The organism is Catenulispora acidiphila DSM 44928, from assembly GCF_000024025.1.
In the GTDB taxonomy this organism is placed as follows: domain Bacteria; phylum Actinomycetota; class Actinomycetes; order Streptomycetales; family Catenulisporaceae; genus Catenulispora; species Catenulispora acidiphila.
In genome coordinates this window covers 7,736,631-7,753,225 of sequence record NC_013131.1, presented here as the reverse complement: position 1 = coordinate 7,753,225, position 16,595 = coordinate 7,736,631, and the positions used below count along the sequence as shown (strand labels likewise).

General features: G+C 69.5%; 14 protein-coding genes. 9 read left to right on the top strand and 5 right to left on the bottom strand.

The window, feature by feature from the left end; genetic code table 11:
* Positions 1–40: 40 nt before the first annotated feature.
* Positions 41–1,093: an ABC transporter permease gene (locus CACI_RS33310; RefSeq protein ID WP_015795297.1), complete on the bottom strand. Its 1,053-nt coding sequence runs from the start codon at positions 1,091–1,093 to the stop codon at positions 41–43.
* A gap of 146 nt (positions 1,094–1,239) precedes the next feature.
* Between CACI_RS33310 and CACI_RS33305 the strand changes: the two genes are divergently transcribed.
* Genes CACI_RS33305 through CACI_RS33290 form a run of 4 tightly spaced genes read left to right on the top strand, consistent with a single transcriptional unit; the run spans position 1,240 to position 5,992 of the window.
* Complete coding sequence (locus CACI_RS33305; RefSeq protein ID WP_015795296.1) at positions 1,240–2,352, top strand: hydroxyacid dehydrogenase; 1,113 nt, start codon at positions 1,240–1,242, stop codon at positions 2,350–2,352.
* Between the two features lie 38 nt (positions 2,353–2,390).
* Positions 2,391–3,515, top strand: coding sequence for a LacI family DNA-binding transcriptional regulator (locus CACI_RS33300; RefSeq protein ID WP_015795295.1), 1,125 nt, complete (start codon positions 2,391–2,393; stop codon positions 3,513–3,515).
* 16 nt (positions 3,516–3,531) lie between these two features.
* Positions 3,532–5,523: a DUF2264 domain-containing protein gene (locus tag CACI_RS33295; RefSeq protein WP_015795294.1), complete on the top strand. Its 1,992-nt coding sequence runs from the start codon at positions 3,532–3,534 to the stop codon at positions 5,521–5,523.
* Positions 5,510–5,992, top strand: coding sequence for a GNAT family N-acetyltransferase (locus CACI_RS33290; protein ID WP_015795293.1), 483 nt, complete (start codon positions 5,510–5,512; stop codon positions 5,990–5,992). The genes CACI_RS33295 and CACI_RS33290 overlap by 14 nt, the downstream gene beginning before the upstream one ends.
* Here the strand turns inward: CACI_RS33290 and CACI_RS33285 are convergent.
* The gene (locus CACI_RS33285) at positions 5,971–6,558 is read right to left on the bottom strand and encodes a TetR family transcriptional regulator (protein WP_015795292.1); all 588 of its coding nucleotides are present in this window, start codon (positions 6,556–6,558) and stop codon (positions 5,971–5,973) included. The genes CACI_RS33290 and CACI_RS33285 overlap by 22 nt on opposite strands.
* Positions 6,559–6,687: 129 nt before the next feature.
* Here CACI_RS33285 and CACI_RS33280 point away from each other — a divergent pair, with 129 nt between their 5' ends.
* Together CACI_RS33280 and CACI_RS33275 are read left to right on the top strand one after the other, a co-directional pair.
* Positions 6,688–7,467, top strand: coding sequence for an SDR family NAD(P)-dependent oxidoreductase (locus CACI_RS33280; protein WP_015795291.1), 780 nt, complete (start codon positions 6,688–6,690; stop codon positions 7,465–7,467).
* Between the two features lie 80 nt (positions 7,468–7,547).
* The gene (locus CACI_RS33275; protein WP_041542939.1) at positions 7,548–8,471 is read left to right on the top strand and encodes a PfkB family carbohydrate kinase; all 924 of its coding nucleotides are present in this window, start codon (positions 7,548–7,550) and stop codon (positions 8,469–8,471) included.
* Here CACI_RS33275 and CACI_RS47260 read toward each other — a convergent pair.
* Both CACI_RS47260 and CACI_RS33265 read right to left on the bottom strand, forming a co-directional pair.
* A complete protein-coding gene (locus CACI_RS47260; protein WP_143765480.1) occupies positions 8,416–8,646 on the bottom strand; it encodes a hypothetical protein in 231 nt (76 codons plus the stop codon). The genes CACI_RS33275 and CACI_RS47260 overlap by 56 nt on opposite strands.
* 61 nt (positions 8,647–8,707) lie before the next feature.
* On the bottom strand, positions 8,708–9,736 hold the full coding sequence (locus CACI_RS33265; RefSeq protein WP_015795288.1) for a LacI family DNA-binding transcriptional regulator: 1,029 nt from the start codon (positions 9,734–9,736) through the stop codon (positions 8,708–8,710).
* Positions 9,737–9,944: 208 nt separating this feature from the next.
* Between CACI_RS33265 and rhaI the strand changes: the two genes are divergently transcribed.
* From rhaI to CACI_RS33250, 3 genes are read left to right on the top strand one after another with little or no spacing between them, the layout of a single operon-like run.
* A complete protein-coding gene (gene rhaI, locus CACI_RS33260; RefSeq protein WP_015795287.1) occupies positions 9,945–11,111 on the top strand; it encodes an L-rhamnose isomerase in 1,167 nt (388 codons plus the stop codon).
* Positions 11,111–13,144: a bifunctional rhamnulose-1-phosphate aldolase/short-chain dehydrogenase gene (locus CACI_RS33255; RefSeq protein WP_015795286.1), complete on the top strand. Its 2,034-nt coding sequence runs from the start codon at positions 11,111–11,113 to the stop codon at positions 13,142–13,144. The genes rhaI and CACI_RS33255 overlap by 1 nt, the downstream gene beginning before the upstream one ends.
* Complete coding sequence (locus tag CACI_RS33250; RefSeq protein WP_015795285.1) at positions 13,141–14,607, top strand: rhamnulokinase; 1,467 nt, start codon at positions 13,141–13,143, stop codon at positions 14,605–14,607. Before CACI_RS33255 ends, CACI_RS33250 begins: the two co-directional genes overlap by 4 nt.
* A gap of 620 nt (positions 14,608–15,227) precedes the next feature.
* Here the strand turns inward: CACI_RS33250 and CACI_RS33245 are convergent.
* Positions 15,228–16,553, bottom strand: a complete 1,326-nt coding sequence (locus tag CACI_RS33245) for a sensor histidine kinase (protein ID WP_083795905.1) — start codon at positions 16,551–16,553, stop codon at positions 15,228–15,230.
* Positions 16,554–16,595: the final 42 nt, after the last annotated feature.

Sequence of the window (16,595 nt, the reverse complement as noted above, 5' to 3'; positions counted from 1 at the left end):
CCACGGCGGCCGTCCGGTCAGCGCGGGTCTGGCTTCCACATCAACGCTCGCCACGGCTGTAGATCCCTTCCTGTCCGAAGCGGTGCGCGACCTTGTTGGCGCCGAGCACCAGCACCAGTCCCACGGCGGCCTTGATCAAGCCGGCCGCCGCGGCGGTGCCCCACTGCTGGGTGGCCACGCCGTGGTAGTACACGTAGGTGTCGAGGACCTCGCCGGCCTTGGCGCCGACGGTGTCGCGCTGCAGCAGGATCTGCTCGAAGCCGACCGACAGGATCGTCCCCAGGCGCAGGATCAGCAGCAGGATGACGACCGGCATGAGCCCGGGCATGGTGACGCTGCGGAACCGGCGCCAGCGTCCCGCGCCGTCCACCGCCGCGGCCTCGTACAGCCCTTGGTCGATGGACAGCAGCGCGGCCAGGAAGATGATCGTGCCCCAGCCGCAGTCCTTCCAGATCGCCTGGATCGCCACCAGCCACGGGAAGAACCCCGGGTTCGACATGAAGTCGAACCGCGGCAGGCCGACCGACGTCATCATGTGCTGCATCGCGCCGGTCGGGCCCAGGACCTCCTGGAAGATCGAGACGATCACTACCCAGCCGATGAAGTGCGGCAGGTAGACCACGCTCTGCACGAACTTGCGGATCCGCGCCGAGGCGACCGAGTTCAGCAGCAGCGCCAGCCCGATCGGCGCCGGGAAGAACAGGACCAGCTGGATGAAGCTGATGACGAAGGTGTTCGTCAGCGCGGACCAGAACGCCTGGTCGGCGAACAGATCCGTGAAGTTCTGCAGACCGACCCATGTGCTGTGCACGAAGCCGGTGTACGGCTGGTAGTCCTCGAACGCGGCCAAATACCCGAACAGCGGCGCGTAGCTGAACACCGCGAAGTACAAGAACCCCGGCAGCATCAGCGCGAGCATCACCTTGTCGCGCTTGATCCGCTGCCAGAGCGTCAGCGAGGGGCGGCGCGCGGCGGCGCCGGCTCGCCGACTGCTCCGGCTGCGTCGAGCGCGGATGCGGGGACGGCCGCCGAAAGCGGCCTTTTCAGGAACTGACCTGGGGACCGGGCGGTCCGCGGCACGTATCTCGGTCAACCTGCTCTCCCGCCGGTAATCGCTTACTAATGTGATGAGCTGGACAGGAGTATTCGACTGAGCTGCATCTCTGTCAACCCCCCGGTACCAGAAGCGTTTCCACGCAGTTCCCAGCGTTGTGGTCTTGCGCTCGGACTGTAGTAAGCGTGTACCATCCCCACCGACACACTGCGGAGGGGGAGATCATCCTGACCACGTCCCACACGGCCGCGTCCGTCCCGGCTCCGGCCACGGCGCCGGACCGCCCGACCCTGCTTTTGGCGGTGACCGCCGAGGAGTCCGCGCTGGTCCTGGACGCCGAGAGCCACCAGCGGCTGGCGGCCACCGCCGGCCTCGTCAGCGGCGGCCCGCTCCCGAGCCTGGGGGAGCCGGCGTTCACCGCCGCGCTGGCCGGCACCGAGATCCTGCTGACGTCGTGGTCCTCGCCGCGGATCGACGCCGAGCTGCTGGCCGCCGCGCCGAGGCTGCGCCTGGTGGTGCACGCCGCCGGCACGGTGAAGTTCCTGATGGCCCCGGAGGCCTTCGCCGCCGGCGTGCGGGTCTGCTCGGCCGCCGAGGCCAACGCGGTACCGGTCGCCGAGTACACGCTGGCCGCGATCATCCTGGGCGCCAAGCGCGCCTTCACCGCCGCCGCGCGCTACCGGCGCGGCCTGCGCTCGGCCGACGGCACCCACCGCAACCTGGACGGCATCAGCCCGATCGGCACGCACCGGATGACCGTCGGCGTGGTCGGCGCCTCGCGGATCGGCCGCAAGGTCGTGCGGCTGCTGCGCGACGTGCTCGACGCCGACGTGCTGATCTACGACCCCTATGGCGCCGGCGACCTGACCGCCGACCCGCGCGTCCGGCTGACCTCGCTGGAGGAGCTGCTGGCCGCATCCGAAGTGGTGAGCCTGCACGCCCCGCTGACCCCGCTCACCCGCGGCATGCTCGACGCGCGCGGCTTGGCGCTGATGCGCGACGGCGCGGTTCTGGTGAACACCGCCCGGGGCGGGATCGTCGACCAGACGGCGCTGACCGCCGAACTGGTTTCCGGCCGCATCGACGCGGTCCTGGACGTCACCGCGACCGAGCCGCTGCCGCCGGACTCGGTGCTGTTCACGCTGCCGAACGTCTTCCTCACGCCGCACATCGCCGGCGCGCTGGGCGGCGAAGTCCTGCGGCTGGGACGCCTGGCCGTGGAAGAGGTGGAACGGTACGTAGCCGGTCTGCCACTACGGTATGAGGTACTTCCCGACCAGCTGGAGCGGCTGGCGTGAGGCCACAGACGAACAGCAGGACGAAAGGAGCGGTCAGGGTGCCGACGCCGCAGGGCAAACCGTCGCGGACACCGAGGGCGCCGAGGACGCCGCGGGAGACCGACGGGCCCAAGCGCGCCACCGTCCAGGAGGTCGCCGAGGCCGCGGGGGTGTCCACGGCCACGGTGTCCCGCGTCCTCAACGGCAACTATCCGGTCGCCACCGAGACCCGCCGCAAGGTCGAACAAGCCGTGCGCACCCTCGGCTACGTGGTGAACGCGCACGCCCGGGCTCTGGCCGGCTCGCGGACCCGGACGGTCGGCATCATCGTCCAGGACATCATCGACCCCTTCTACACCTTCATCGCGCACGGAGTGCAGCGCCAAGCCGCCGAGGACGGGAAGCTGTGCCTGGTGTGCAGCACCTACGGCGTGGTCGGCGGCGAACTGGACCTGATCGACGCCCTGCACGAACAGCGCGCCGACGCCGTGATCCTGGTCGGCGGCGGCGTGGACGACCCCGCCTACCGGCGCAAGCTCGCCGACCGCGCCCGGGCGCTGGGCCGCGAAGGCTCGTGGCTGGTGCTGTGCGGCCGTCCCGCGCTGGAGGACGGCGTCCCGGCCGGCGTCGTCGATTACGACAACACCGGCGGCGCGCACGCCATAACGGAGTACCTGCTCGGGCTCGGGCACCGGCGGATCCTGTACGTCGGCGGTCCGGAACAGCTGTCCGTGCACCAGGCGCGCGTGGCGGGCTTCCGGCGCGCGCACGCCAGCCGGGGGCTCGAGGTCGACGAGCGGCTGATCCAGCCCGGCGCCTTCAGCCGGCGGTTCGGGTACGAGCGTGTCGCGCAGCTGCTGCGCGACGGCTCCGCCGGGGAGTTCACCGCGGTCTTCGGCGCCAACGACGGTGTCGCGGTCGGCGCGATGCAGGCGCTGCGCGAGGCCGGACTGCGCGTGCCGCGGGACGTCTCAGTGGTCGGATACGACGACATCCCGCTGGCCGCCGAGGTGACCCCGGCGCTGACCACCGTGCATCTGCCGTTGGAGCAGATGGGACGCGAGGCGGTGCGGCTGGCGGTCGCGCTGCGCGGGGAGTCCGACGGCCCGACCGGTACCCGCCACGTCGGGACGCACGTGGTGATCCGGGATTCGACGGCGCCGCCGCCCGCGCCCGCTCCGTGAACGAAAGGCTTGATCCTTGTCTGCACGCGCCGATCTCCCGCGCGCCGAGCCCTCGCGCGCCGACTGGGAGGCCGAAGCCGACCGCTGGCTGCTGACCGCCCGCAAGCACGCCGTCCACGGCGGCGCGCTGATCTGCCCGCCGGGACCGCCGTCGCAGAGCGGCCCGCTCAGCGACGGCATGGAGGGCTTCGCTCGCAGCTTCCTGATCGCCGGGGCACGCCTCGGCGGGGGAGAGGACGACCCGCACGGCCACGCTGAGTGGTACGCCGAAGGCCTTGCGGCGGCGATGGATCCTGCGGCGGCGGGCTTCTGGCCGCGCGCCGTCGGGTTCGAGGACTGGCCGCGCGCCGGGATCACGCAGCCGGCGGTGGAGGCCGCGAACCTGGCGTTCGGACTGGCGCTGTGCCGGGAGCAGGTCTGGGATCAGCTTGCTGATTCGGTGCGTGAGCAGCTGGCTGACTGGCTGGCGCATCACGCACGGCTGCGGGTGTGGCAGCACAACAACTGGCTGTTGTTTCCGGCGGTGATCGAGGCGTTCCTGGAGTCGGTCGGGATTCCGGTCGAGGGCGGACACGGCGCGGAGAACGTCGAACGCGTCGAGTCCTGGTACCTCGGCGACGGCTGGTACAACGACGGTCCGCTCGCGGCGCCGGGACGGAACCTCGATCACTACAACTCCTGGGTGTTTCAGCCCTTCCTGTGGCAGTGGTATCTGCTGCGCGCAGATGCCGCGCCGCAGTCGCGGGTCGAGCGGTTTCGCGCGCGGTTGGCGGAGTTCGCTTCGTCCTATGCGCTGCTGTTCGGCGACGATGGTGCGCCGGTGCATCTGGGGCGTTCGCTGGCGTATCGGCACGCTGTGTTGGGCGGGTTGTGGACCGCCGGACTGGCTGGAGCCGATCCGCTGGCACCTGGCGTCGTGCGCGGGATCGCGGGGCGGACGTTGGACTACTTCCGTCGGCTCGGGGTGGACGGTGCTGAGGCGCCGAGCCTCGGGTGGGGCGCGCGGGAGTTCCTTCCAGCGGTGCAGGAGTACAGCGGACCAGGCTCCGCTTACTTTGCGGGGATGGGGTTTTTGGGCTTGGCGGCTCCGGCTTCTCATCCGTTGTGGGCAGCTTCGGCGGACCCTGATGAGCCCGCCGAGGAGTCCGCCACGATCTTTCGCTCCGCCACAATCTTTCCCGCGCTTGGTTGGGCGGTGCAGCATGGTCGCGACGACGGGATCGTGCGCGTCGTCAACCACGGCAGCGACCACGCCACCTCCGCCGACGACCCCGGCGATCCGCACTACGCGAAGTTCGCGTATTCGACGCGCACCGCTCCTGGTACCGGGGAGGCGTGGTCGGACCGTGCGTGGGCCACCGGTGTGGACGGACATGTGGCGCTCGTCGACGAGTGGGGTCGGGCGACGCGGCGCGGTCGGATCATGAGGACCGCGGCGGGGGAGGGATACGTCGCCTCCTGGCACGTTCCGCGCCTCGGGGCATCGGGACGGGAGTTGGCCGGGACGCGGATCGTGACCGCTTCCTTGGTGACCAGCCGCTATGAGCTGCGGTGTCATCTGGTGACGGCGCCGGTCGGCTGGTCGCTGCGCGAAGGCGGGCACGCGGTCGCCTCGGACACGGAAGCCGAGGTCGCGGCAGCGGCGGAATCCGGTTCGGAAGGCGCTGTCGCGTGGGCTGTCGGCGACGGTGTGCGGTCGCTGGTGCACGGTGTGTACGGGTACGACTCCGGTGCCGTGGCGCGCTACCGAAATGCGAATGCGCTCGGGGAGCACAGCGCTGTACCGTACCTGTCCGGTCGCCTGCTGCGGACCGAGTCCGTGCATGTCGCGCTACATGTCCTGGACGTCGGGACCGATGGCGGGCTTGGTGGCGGGCTCGGCGTGGCCGATGTGGTCGACGTCGAACTGCTCGGTGCCGAGGTGACCGCGCGATGGGCTGAGGGCCCGACGGTCACCGTCGACCTCGGCCACCTTTTCTGGCCCTGGAGAACCGATGCCACGACTTGAGCCCGTCCGTTCCGACCACGCGGACGCTTTGCTCGCCTTCGAGTTGGAGAACCGCGAGTACTTCGCGGCCTCGATCCCCGACCGCGGCGACGACTACTTCGCCGAGTTCGGCGCCCGGCACGCCCGGCTTCTGGAGTGGCAGGCAGCCGGCACGGACTACTTCCACCTCCTGGTGACCGAGACGGGGCAGATCGCCGGCCGCGTGAACCTGGTCGAGGTCAAGGACGCCTCAGCGGAACTCGGCTACCGCATCGGCCGCGCCTTCGCAGGGCAGGGACTCGCCACTGCCGCCGTGGGGGAGGTGCGCAAACTCGCCGCGGACGCTTACGGCCTCACCACGCTGCGCGCCAAGGTGACGCTCGACAATCCCGCCTCGCACAAGGTGCTGGAGCACAACGGCTTCGTGGCGACCGGAGATCTGGTGCTCAACGGCAAGCCGGCGGTGACCTACCTCTGTGAGCTCTCCTGAGCCGGTGCCGGCCGCACGATCCGTTCGACCATCTCGCCGACCGCTTCGCGGATGACCGCGGGCTCCAACGACGTGCCCGGATTCGCGGTGGCGCCGAACGGGAACGCCGGGGACCACGCCGTCGCCAGCGCCATGACCGCCATCAGGATCAGCTCGGGCGGGAGCGCGCCGTCCACCGTCCCTGACGTCTGCTCGTCGCGGATCAGGGGGATCTTGCGGTCGTGCTCGCGGGCGCGGGCGGGCGGGCGTGCCGCGGTGCGCTCCAGGGTGGCCCACGCCAGGAGGCGATAGACGTCCGGGTTGGCTTGGACGTAGTCGAAGACGCGCCGGGTCAGGTCGGGGAGGTTCTGGGGGGTGAACTCCAGTCCGGCGTAGGCGTCGGCGAGGTGGTGGTCGAGAACCGTCGCGAAAAGGTTCTCTTTGCTGGCGAAGTAGACGTAAATCAGGTTCTTGTTACACGCCGCGTTCTTCGCTATGCGGTCCACCCGCGCGCCGGCCACGCCGTATTCGGCGAACTCCTGGAACGCGGCGGCGAGGATGCGCGCCTTGGTCTCCTGTGCGGCCATGCGCTCAGCTTATCGGTTGACTAACCGGTTAGCTAAGGCCTATTTTTGACTAACCGGATGGTTAAGCGAGGGTCGAGCACCGATCGAAGGGTCTGCCATGAACCACATCACCGTTGCCGGAGCGCGCTCATGACCGGGTTGGCGCTGGTCACCGGCGCTTCCTCGGGAATCGGCCAGGCTTTCGCGCGGCGTCTCGGCGGCCTCGGGTACGACCTGGTCGTCGTCGGACGCCGGCGCGACCGCCTCGAAGCGCTCGTCGAGGAGCTGCTGCCGCAGGTCACCGTGCGTCCGCTGGTCGCCGACCTGGCCACCGACGAGGGCGTCGCGGCGGTCGCCGACATCTGCGCGACCGAAGCCCTGACGCTGCTGGTCAACAACGCCGGTGTCGCGCACTACATGCCGTTCGTCGACCTCCCCGCCGCGAAGGCCGCCGAACTGCTGCACGTGAAGGTCGTCGCGCCGGTCATGCTGTCCCGCGCCGCGGTCCCCGGCATGCTGGCGCGCGGCGTGGGCACGATCGTCAACGTCGCGGGCATGATCGCCTTCAGCGGTCCGGCGACGCTGGAACAGGTCCAGGTGCGCCGCGCGGTGTACGCCGGAACGCTGGCGAACATCGTCGCCTTCTCGCAGGTGCTGCACGAGGAGGTCAAGGAGCAGGGACTGCGGGTGCAGGTGCTGTGTCCGGGCGTCGTGGCGACCGAATTCCATGAGCGGCAAGGGCTCGACCTCAGCGCCGTGCCGCGCATGTCAGCTGACGACGTGGTCACCGCGAGCCTGCGCGGACTGGAACTCGACGAGGTGGTGTGCGCTCCCGGCGTCGAGCGCGACGACCTTCTGCAGGCGGTGTTCGCCGCGGATCTCGCCGCGTTCGGTGCTCAGTCTCCGGAGCTTGCGACGCGATACATCTGATCCCGTGTTGGAACGGAAGGCGCGGCGCTCAAGGCGGAATGATGGAGGCGATCGGATCCGGCGGACCAGTGGAGCGTGCGGTGTCGCAACGAGTGGTCGTGATCGGCAGCATCAACGTCGACGAGGTTGTGGGCGTGGCGGAGTTGCCGGCGCCGGGGGAGACGGTGCTCGGACGCGAGCGGGCGACCGGCTTGGGCGGGAAGGGTGCGAACCAGGCTGTGGCCGCCGCTGTCGCCGGTGCTGGTGCCGGTGACAGCGGCGGCCGGGTCGCGCTCGTCGGCGCCGTCGGGGCGGACGAACGCGGCGCGATGGCGTTGGAGCAGCTGGCGGAGTACGGGGTAGACACGTCGATGGTCGCGAGGCTCGACGGGATCGCCAGCGGGCGCGCGCTGGTGATACTGAGCGATGCCGGGGAGAACGAGATCATCGTGATCGGCGGCGCGAATCAGGCTTTTGACGCCGGAGCCCTGAGCCGGGACACGCTGTGCGACGCCGCGGTGATGGTGGTGCAGGGCGAGGTGGCGCCGAGTGTGAACCGTGCGGCGCTGCGGCTGGCGGCCGAACTCGGGGTGCGCGCGGTGGTGAATCTCGCGCCGGTTCAGGATCTCGGCGAGGAGCTGGCGCACGCGGATCCGTTGGTGGTCAACGAGATCGAGGCCGCTCAGCTCCTTGAAGCCGGCGCTGAACTCACCGGCTTGCAGGACGTCACCGACGCCGCGCCACGTCTGCGCAGCCTCGCGCGCTCGGTGCTGGTGACGCTCGGCGCATCCGGTGCTGTGCTCATCACCGCCGACGCGATCGACCATGTCTGCGCTCCGCGTCCCGACCGCGTCCGCGACACCACCGGCGCCGGCGACGCACTGGTCGGCGTGCTTGCCGCCGCGTTGGCGCAGGGCTTTGAGGTGCGCGCGGCGGTCGAGCGTGCAGTGCGGGCGGCGAGTCTGTCGGTCACCGAGGTCGGTGCGGCTGCGAGCTATCGGGCGTTTCGGGGGCGGCTCCGCTAGGGGTCAGCCCGGCGACCAGGTTCTCGACGTACGTCTGCGTCCACGACGCGACCATGCGCTCGGGCGTCGCGTGATACAGCTCGGCCAGCGCCACGAGGTCTTTCGCCACCTGCGCGGGCAGCGTGACCTGGAGGGTCACGGTCTCCGGGTCCTTTCCCGGCTGCTTTTTCGCCACGTCGCCAGTGTGCCAGGCGGTCGGCACTCAGCCGGCCGCCGTTTCTCCTGAAGCTGAGCTGCTACCCGACCCGGTGCAGGCTCGAGGTCCGCACCACCAACTCCGGTTGCAGCACCACCGACCGGTGCTCGTGGTCGATCCCGTCGTCGCCGGCGGCCTCGGCCAGCAGCATTTGCGCCGCGAGCCGTCCCATCTCTGCGGCGGGTTGGCGGACTGAGGTGAGTGGCACGGCGACTGCGGAGGCGAATTCGATGTCGTCGTAGCCGACTATCGCCACCTCTTCGGGGACCTTCACTCCGGCTGAGTACAGGGCCTGTTCCAGGCCGAGTGCCAGGAGGTCGTTGGCGCAGAACACTGCGGTGGGGCGGTCGGCGAGGCCGAGGAGGCGGGCGGCGGCGTCGCGGCCGGCGGCGATGGTCATGTGCGCGGTGGGGAGTTCGTGCAGGGTGTGCGGGGGGAGGCCGGCGGCGGCGATGGCGTGCAGGGCGCCGGTGCGGCGGTCGCGGATCTGTTGCAGGTGCGCCGGGCCGCTGATGTAGGCGACGCGGCGGTGGCCCTGGGCGAGCAGGTGCTCGACGGCCAGGCGGCCGCCGGCGACGTCGTCCACTGATACCGAGCAGACTTCGGCGTCTTCGACCAGGCGGTCCACCACGACGTAGGGGATTCCCTGACGGCGCAACGGTTCCAGCGAGCGTCCGGTCGGGTCGGCCGGTATCACCAGGACGCCGCGCACCTGCTGCTCGGTGAACAGTCCGACGTACTCCGCCTCCTCCGACGGGGACTGCGCGCTCGTACACACCATCACGCCGAGGCCCGCGGCGCGTGCCGCTCGTTCGGCGCCGTTCGCGACCTCCACGAAGAAGGGGTTCGCCAGGTCCAGTACCAGCAGGGCGACGATGCGGCTGGTCCCCGTGCGCAGCTGGCGGGCGGATTCGCTGCGTACGTAACCCAGCCGCTCCACCACCGCCAGGATGCGGGCGCGGGTCTCCGGCGCCACCGAATCCGGGCGGTTGAAGCTGTTGGAGACCGTGCCGACGGACACGCCGGCCTCGCGTGCGACGTCCGAGATCCCGACTGTCTTCTTGGTCACCTGTGCGGTCCGCCTGCTGGTTGGGACTGAATGGTTTCACCCGTCGAGGTCACCTTACAGGGCACGCTTCTCACCTGGTCGACCTGGGGGTTCGTTCAAGATCGTGTCCGCGCCCGGGGATCTCCTCTTGACGGCGTCCGAGGTGCCGCTTAAGGTCGGCACCAGCGAGGCATTGAATCGATTCAATCCCGATCCGCGAGGTGGAGCCATGCCCGACCCGTCGGCTGTGAAGGCCGCTCTGCAGGCGCAGGAGATCGAGACCCCCTCCTGGGGCTACGCGAACTCCGGCACCCGGTTCAAGGTGTTCGCGCAGGCCGGAGTGCCCCGGGACCCGTTCGAGAAGCTGGCCGACGCCGCGCAGGTGCACGCCGCGACGGGGGTCGCGCCGCTGGTGTCGCTCCACATCCCGTGGGACCGTGTCGACGACTACGGCGCGCTGGCCGCGCACGCCGCGAATCTGGGCGTGCGTATAGGGATGATCAACTCCAACACCTTCCAGGACGACGACTTCAAGCTCGGCTCGGTGGCGCATCCGGACGCGGCGGTGCGGCGCAAGGCGGTGGCGCATCTGATGGAGTGCGTCGACATCATGGACGCGACCGGATCGGACTCGCTGAAGCTGTGGTTCGCCGACGGCACGAACTACCCCGGTCAGGACGACATCGTCGCGCGGCAGGACCGGCTTTTCGAGGCGCTGTCAGAGGTCTACGCGCGCCTTGGCGAGCATCAGCGGATGGTGTTGGAGTACAAGCTTTTCGAGCCGGCCTTCTACTCCACCGACGTTCCGGACTGGGGCACGTCCTACGCGCACTGTCTGAAGCTGGGACCGAAGGCGAAGGTGGTCGTGGACACCGGGCATCACGCGCCGGGGACGAACATCGAGTTCATCGTCGCGTTCTTGCTGCGGGAGGGGAAGCTCGGGGCGTTCGACTTCAACTCCCGGTTCTACGCCGACGACGATCTGATGGTCGGCGCGGCGGATCCCTTCCAACTGTTCCGGATTCTGCACGAGGTGGCGAAGAACGGCGGGTTCGACAAGGCCCACGGCGTGGCGTTCATGCTGGACCAGTGCCACAACATCGAGGCGAAGATCCCGGCGATGATCCGCTCGGTGATGAACGTGCAGGAAGCCACGGCGAAGGTGCTGCTGGTGGATCTGCCGGCGTTGCGTGAGGCGCAGGCGGCGGGGGACGTGCTCGGTGCGCACGCGGTGCTGATGGACGCGTACGACACCGACGTGCGCCCGCTGCTGGCGGATCTGCGCGAGGAGATGGGGTTGGACCGCGATCCGCTGGCGGCCTACCGCGCTTCCGGCTACGCGGAGAAGATCGTCGCCGATCGAGTGGGCGGCACACAGGCGGGATGGGGCGCGTGATGCACGAGAACGTCAATGCTCTGCTGAACCGGTCCCATCGTCTCGGCGCCGATCCGAGGAATACGAACTACGCCGGCGGCAACACCTCAGCCAAGGGGACCGTGACCGATCCGGTGACCGGCGGCGACGTCGAGCTGTTGTGGGTCAAGGGTTCCGGGGGCGACTTGGGGACGTTGGCCGAGGCCGGTCTGGCGGTGCTGCGGCTGGATCGGTTGCGCGCGCTGGTCGACGTCTATCCCGGCGTCGAGCGCGAGGACGAGATGGTCGCGGCGTTCGACTTCTGTCTGCACGGCAAGGGCGGCGCCGCGCCGTCGATCGACACCGCGATGCATGGGCTGGTCGATGCGGAGCATGTGGATCATCTGCATCCTGATTCGGGGATCGCGCTGGCGTGTGCCGCTGACGGGGAGAAGCTGACGGCGGAGTGCTTCGGCGACGCCGTGGTGTGGATTCCCTGGCGGCGCCCCGGTTTTCAGCTCGGTCTGGACATCGCGGCGGTCAAGGCTGCCCATCCGCAGGCGATCGGGTGCGTGCTCGGCGGGCACGGGATCACGGCTTGGGGCGCGACGTCGCAGGCGTGCGAGGCGAACTCGCTGCGGATCATTCGGACTGCTGAGGCGTTCCTCGCCGAGCACGGTAGGCGCGAGCCGTTCGGTCCGGTCCTGGCGGGCTACGAAGCGCTGCCGGAGGCGGAACGGCGAGTGCGCGCTGCTGCGTTGGCGCCGTATATCAGAGCGCTGGCTTCGGCTGATCGTGCGCAGGTTGGGCACTTCGCCGACGCCGACGTCGTCTTGGACTTCTTGGCACGCGCCGAGCACCCGCGACTGGCCGGGCTCGGTACGTCCTGTCCCGACCACTTCCTGCGCACCAAGGTGCGGCCGCTGGTGCTGGACCTGCCGCCGACCGCGCCGCTTGACGACGTCATCGCACGCCTGCGTGAGCTCCACGCCGCCTACCGCGAGGACTACCGCGCCTATTACGAGCGCCATGCGAGCCCTGATTCACCGCCGATGCGGGGTGCGGACCCGGCGATCGTCCTGATCCCCGGCGTGGGCATGTTTAGCTTCGGTCGGGACAAGCAGACGGCGCGGGTGGCCGGAGAGTTCTACGTCAACGCGATCAACGTCATGCGCGGTGCCGAGGCTGTCTCCTCCTACGCACCCATCGAGGAGTCGGAGAAGTTTCGAATCGAGTATTGGGACCTGGAGGAGGCCAAGCTTGCCCGCATGCCCAAGCCTAAGCCGCTAGCCACTCGGATCGCGGTGGTGACCGGCGCCGGATCCGGGATCGGCAAAGCCATCGCGCATCGGCTGGTCGCGGAGGGCGCGTGTGTCGTCGTCGCCGACCGGGACGCGGGGGCGGCCGAGGCGGTGGCTGCCGAACTCGGCGGTGCCGACCGTGCGGTCGCCGTGACCGTCGATGTGACCGACGAGGAGCAGATCACGGCGGCTTTCGATGCCGCGCTGCTGGCTTTCGGAGGTGTGGATCTGGTGGTCAACAACGCCGGGATCAGCATTTCCAAGCCGCTGCTCGAGACGAGTGCGGCTGACTGGGATGTGCAGCACGCCATCATGGCGCGTGGTTCGTTCCTGGTGTCGCGGGAGGCGGCGCGGGTCATGATCGGGCAGGGGCTCGGCGGGGACATCGTCTATATCGCCAGTAAGAACTCGGTGTTCGCCGGGCCGAACAACATCGCCTACTCCGCGACCAAGGCTGATCAGGCGCATCAGGTGCGGTTGCTGGCAGCCGAACTCGGCGAACACGGCATTCGCGTCAACGGCATCAATCCCGATGGGGTGGTGCGCGGCTCGGGCATCTTCGCCGGCGGTTGGGGCGCGCAGCGTGCGGCTACCTATGGCATTGAAGAGGAGAAGCTCGGGGAGTTCTATGCGCAGCGCACCATTCTCAAGCGCGAGGTGTTGCCGGAGCACGTCGCCAACGCGGTGTTCGCGCTCGTCGGCGGCGACCTGACGCACACCACTGGGCTGCACATTCCGGTGGATGCCGGTGTCGCGGCGGCGTTCCTGCGATGAGCGGCGGGACCGAGACCGGGACCACCGGGACCGTCGCGGCGGTTGATCTGGGCGCGTCCAGCGGACGGGTGATGGTCGCGCGGGTCGGTACAGACTGCTTGAAGATGCGTGAGGCGCATCGGTTCGAGAACCGTCCGGTGCGCGTCGGCGGGACGTTGTATTGGGATGCGCTCGCGCTGTATCAGGGCATTGTGGATGGGCTGCGCGCCGGTGGTCAGGTCGCATCGATCGGAATCGACAGTTGGGCCGTGGACTACGGCTTGCTCGACGCTGACGGTGCCTTGGTCGGCAATCCGGTGCACTATCGCGACGCGCGGACAGAGGGTGTTGCCGAGCGCGCATGGAAAACGGTGCCTGCCGAGGCACTGTATGCGGTCACCGGCATTCAGCACGCGCCATTCAACACGCTGTATCAGCTCATTGCGGCGCGGGGGACTGGTGCGTTGGCTGCTGCTCGCCAGGCACTGCTGATTCCGGATTTGATGGCCTATTGGCTGACCGGGATCGCCGGCACTGAGGTCACCAACGCTTCCACCACACAGCTGCTCGATGCCTCCAGCCGAACATGGTCTGCGGATCTGGCCGGTCGGCTCGGGGTGGACGTCGGGCTGTTCCCGCCGCTGCGGCAACCGGGAGCGCGGATCGGGGACCTGCTGCCTGCCGTGCTGGAGGCCGCCGGGTTGCGCGGTCCGGTTCCGGTGACGGCGGTGGCTTCGCATGACACGGCGTCGGCGGTGGTCGCCGTACCGGCCGCAGCGGGGGAGCGCTTCGCGTATATCAGCACCGGAACATGGTCACTGGCCGGACTCGAGCTCGAGCATCCAGTGCTGTCCGAGGCGAGCCGGGCCGCGAACTTCACGAACGAGGCCGGGATCGACGGCACGATCCGCTACCTGCGCAACATCATGGGTCTGTGGCTGCTGCAGGAGTGCGTGCGCGAGTGGCGGGTCGAGCTTCCCGCACTACTCGCTGCTGCCCGTAAGGTGCCAGGACTGCGCTCGGTGATCGACGCCGCGGACGCCACCTTCCTCGCACCGGACCACATGCCCGACCGCATCCGCGAAGCATGCCGCGCCACAGGGCAACCGGTCCCCAACACACCACCGGAAATCACCCGCTGCATCCTCGACTCACTCGCCCTGGCACACCGCCGCGCGATCGAGGACGCCCAACGCCTCGCCGATCAGCCCATAGACGTGGTCCACATGGTCGGCGGCGCCGTACGCAACACACTCCTGTGCCAACTGACCGCCGACGCATGCGGCCTACCGGTGGTCGCCGGTCCCACCGAAGCAGCAGCCCTCGGCAACGTCCTGGTCCAAGCGCGAGCCCTCGGCCTACTCGGCGACCGCACCGAGATGCGCGCACTGGTAGCCCGCACGCAGTCGCTCACGCGGTATGTGCCCGGCGGGGATCGCGCTGCTTGGGATGAGGCGGCGGCGCGGTTGAGTGGTGGGTTTTAACAGCTTTTACGGCTTCGCGCACGGTTTGATGGCCTCGCAGGGAACGCAGTTCGGTGGAGCGTATCCGGGTGGCGCTGGCGGCCGGCGGTCGTGAACAACCACCACCGCCAGCCGCCATGTAGCAACCACGCACACCCACAAACTCACCCGCGCAGCCAGCAGCGCCGCCGCGCACACACCACGGAACACAAAACCGCCGCCTCGCCTCGAGCTCCGCGTAGCCAGCAGCGCAGCCGCGCACGAAACCGCCGCTCCGCTTCCAGCCCCGCGCAGCCAGCAGCGCAGCCGCACACGAAACCGCCGCCTCGCCTCGAGCTCCGCGTCGCCAGCAGCGTCGCCGCGCACGAAACCGCCGCCTCGCTTCCAGCCCCGCGCAGCCAGCAGCGCAGCCGCGCACAAAACCGCCGCCTCACCTCAAGCCCGCACCGCCAGCAGCGTCGCCGCACACGAAACCGTCGCCCCATTTCGAGCCCCGCGCAGCCAGTAGCGTCGCCGCACACGAAAGCACCGCCCCGCCTTAAGCCCCGCACAGTCAGCAGCGCCGCCGCACACAAACCGCCGCTCCGCCTCCAGCCCCGCGCAGCCAGCAGCGCCGCCGCCGCGCATAAAGAATGCCTACCTCAAGCCCCGACCCCAACCTTCGCCGCCTCCGCAGGCGCCGCGATCTTCCCGTCCCCGCCCTCGCTCTCGGTTTCGGCCTCCTCCGCCTCCGCGGGCTCCGCCACTACCGGGAGTGCCAGCGCCACCTCGAAGCCGCCGTTGGTGGTGCGGCCGGCGGAGAGTTCGCCGCCGTAGAGGGCTGCTCTTTCGCGCATGCCGGTGAGGCCTACGCCGCTGCCGCTGTGGCGGGTGGCTTGGGTGATGGCGGCGGCGGGGATGCCTGATTTGCGGGGTGGGACGGGGTGGGTGCCGGTGTCGGTGATGGTGACGCGGATGGTTTCGGGTTCGTATTCGAGGCGGACTTCGACGGAGCTGCCGGGGGCGTGCTTCAGGACGTTGGTCAGGGATTCCTGGACCACGCGGTAGACGCAGAGCTCGATGCCCGCTGGGAGGGTGCGCTTGTGGCCGGCGACCGTGTAGCGGGAGGGGGTGCCGGACAGGCCGACGCGCTCTATAAGCACCGGGAGTTGCGCCACGCCTGGTGCCGGCGGGTCGGAGGTGTGCGCGCGGGCGCCTTCGTCGTCCTCGGGGCGCAGGAGGCTGATCAGGCGGCGCAGTTCGGCCAGGCCTTCGCTGCCGACCTCCGAGATGGCGCGGAGTGCCTGGTCGGCGGTTTCCGGTTCCTTGTCGATGACGAAGCGCGCGACTCCGGCCTGCACCGCGATGACCGACAGGTGGTGCGCCGTCACGTCGTGCAGTTCGCGGGCGATGCGGATGCGCTCCAGCAGGACCGCACGCTGCTCGCGGTCGCGGTGCTTGCGCTGCACCTGCTCCTTATATGCCGCCAGCAGTTCGCGGCTTTCGGTCAGTCGCCGCGCGCCGTCGGCGATGATCGCCACCGCCGCTACCCACAGTGCGGTCCCCAGGTAGAACCAGACGTGCGAGCCGGACCAGGTGTGGGAGTGGTCGTACAAGAGCTCTGCGTAGGTGATGCCCGCTGCCAGTGCCGCCCAGGGACGCGCGCGCAGTGCTCCGACCGTGAACATCGCCAGCAGCAGTCCGATCTGTGCCAGTCCCATGCGGTAGCCGTGCGCCTCGTAGCCCGCCACTAGTGCGGCGCAGACTCCCAGCACCGCTAAGGGAAACCTGCGGCGGAGGATCAGGGCGGCGCCCATCGCGATGACCAGAGTGATGGCGATGCCGTCTATGTGCCTGCTGCCGTGTAATGCGTGGGGACGGACCGAGGCGGCGACGGCTAGCCAGGTGACGGCTGCCGCGAGGGCGATATCGAGGACGAGCGGGGGTATCGACGCCAGGGGTTTGGCGGCGTCGTGCATGCGGAGCATCCAGCCAAACTAGGGAGCACATCCAGGCTTTGTCCTCAGTTG

Bases quoted from the DNA above. Each gene is read 5' to 3' on its own strand.
- CACI_RS33290 (WP_015795293.1), top strand. From the start codon at position 5,510: ATGCCACGACTTGAGCCCGTCCGTTCCGACCACGCGGACGCTTTGCTC.
- CACI_RS33285 (WP_015795292.1), bottom strand. From the start codon at position 6,558: ATGGCCGCACAGGAGACCAAGGCGCGCATCCTCGCCGCCGCGTTCCAG.
- CACI_RS33280 (WP_015795291.1), top strand. From the start codon at position 6,688: ATGACCGGGTTGGCGCTGGTCACCGGCGCTTCCTCGGGAATCGGCCAG.
- rhaI (WP_015795287.1), top strand. From the start codon at position 9,945: ATGCCCGACCCGTCGGCTGTGAAGGCCGCTCTGCAGGCGCAGGAGATC.
- CACI_RS33255 (WP_015795286.1), top strand. From the start codon at position 11,111: ATGCACGAGAACGTCAATGCTCTGCTGAACCGGTCCCATCGTCTCGGC.
- CACI_RS33250 (WP_015795285.1), top strand. From the start codon at position 13,141: ATGAGCGGCGGGACCGAGACCGGGACCACCGGGACCGTCGCGGCGGTT.
- CACI_RS33245 (WP_083795905.1), bottom strand. From the start codon at position 16,553: ATGCTCCGCATGCACGACGCCGCCAAACCCCTGGCGTCGATACCCCCG.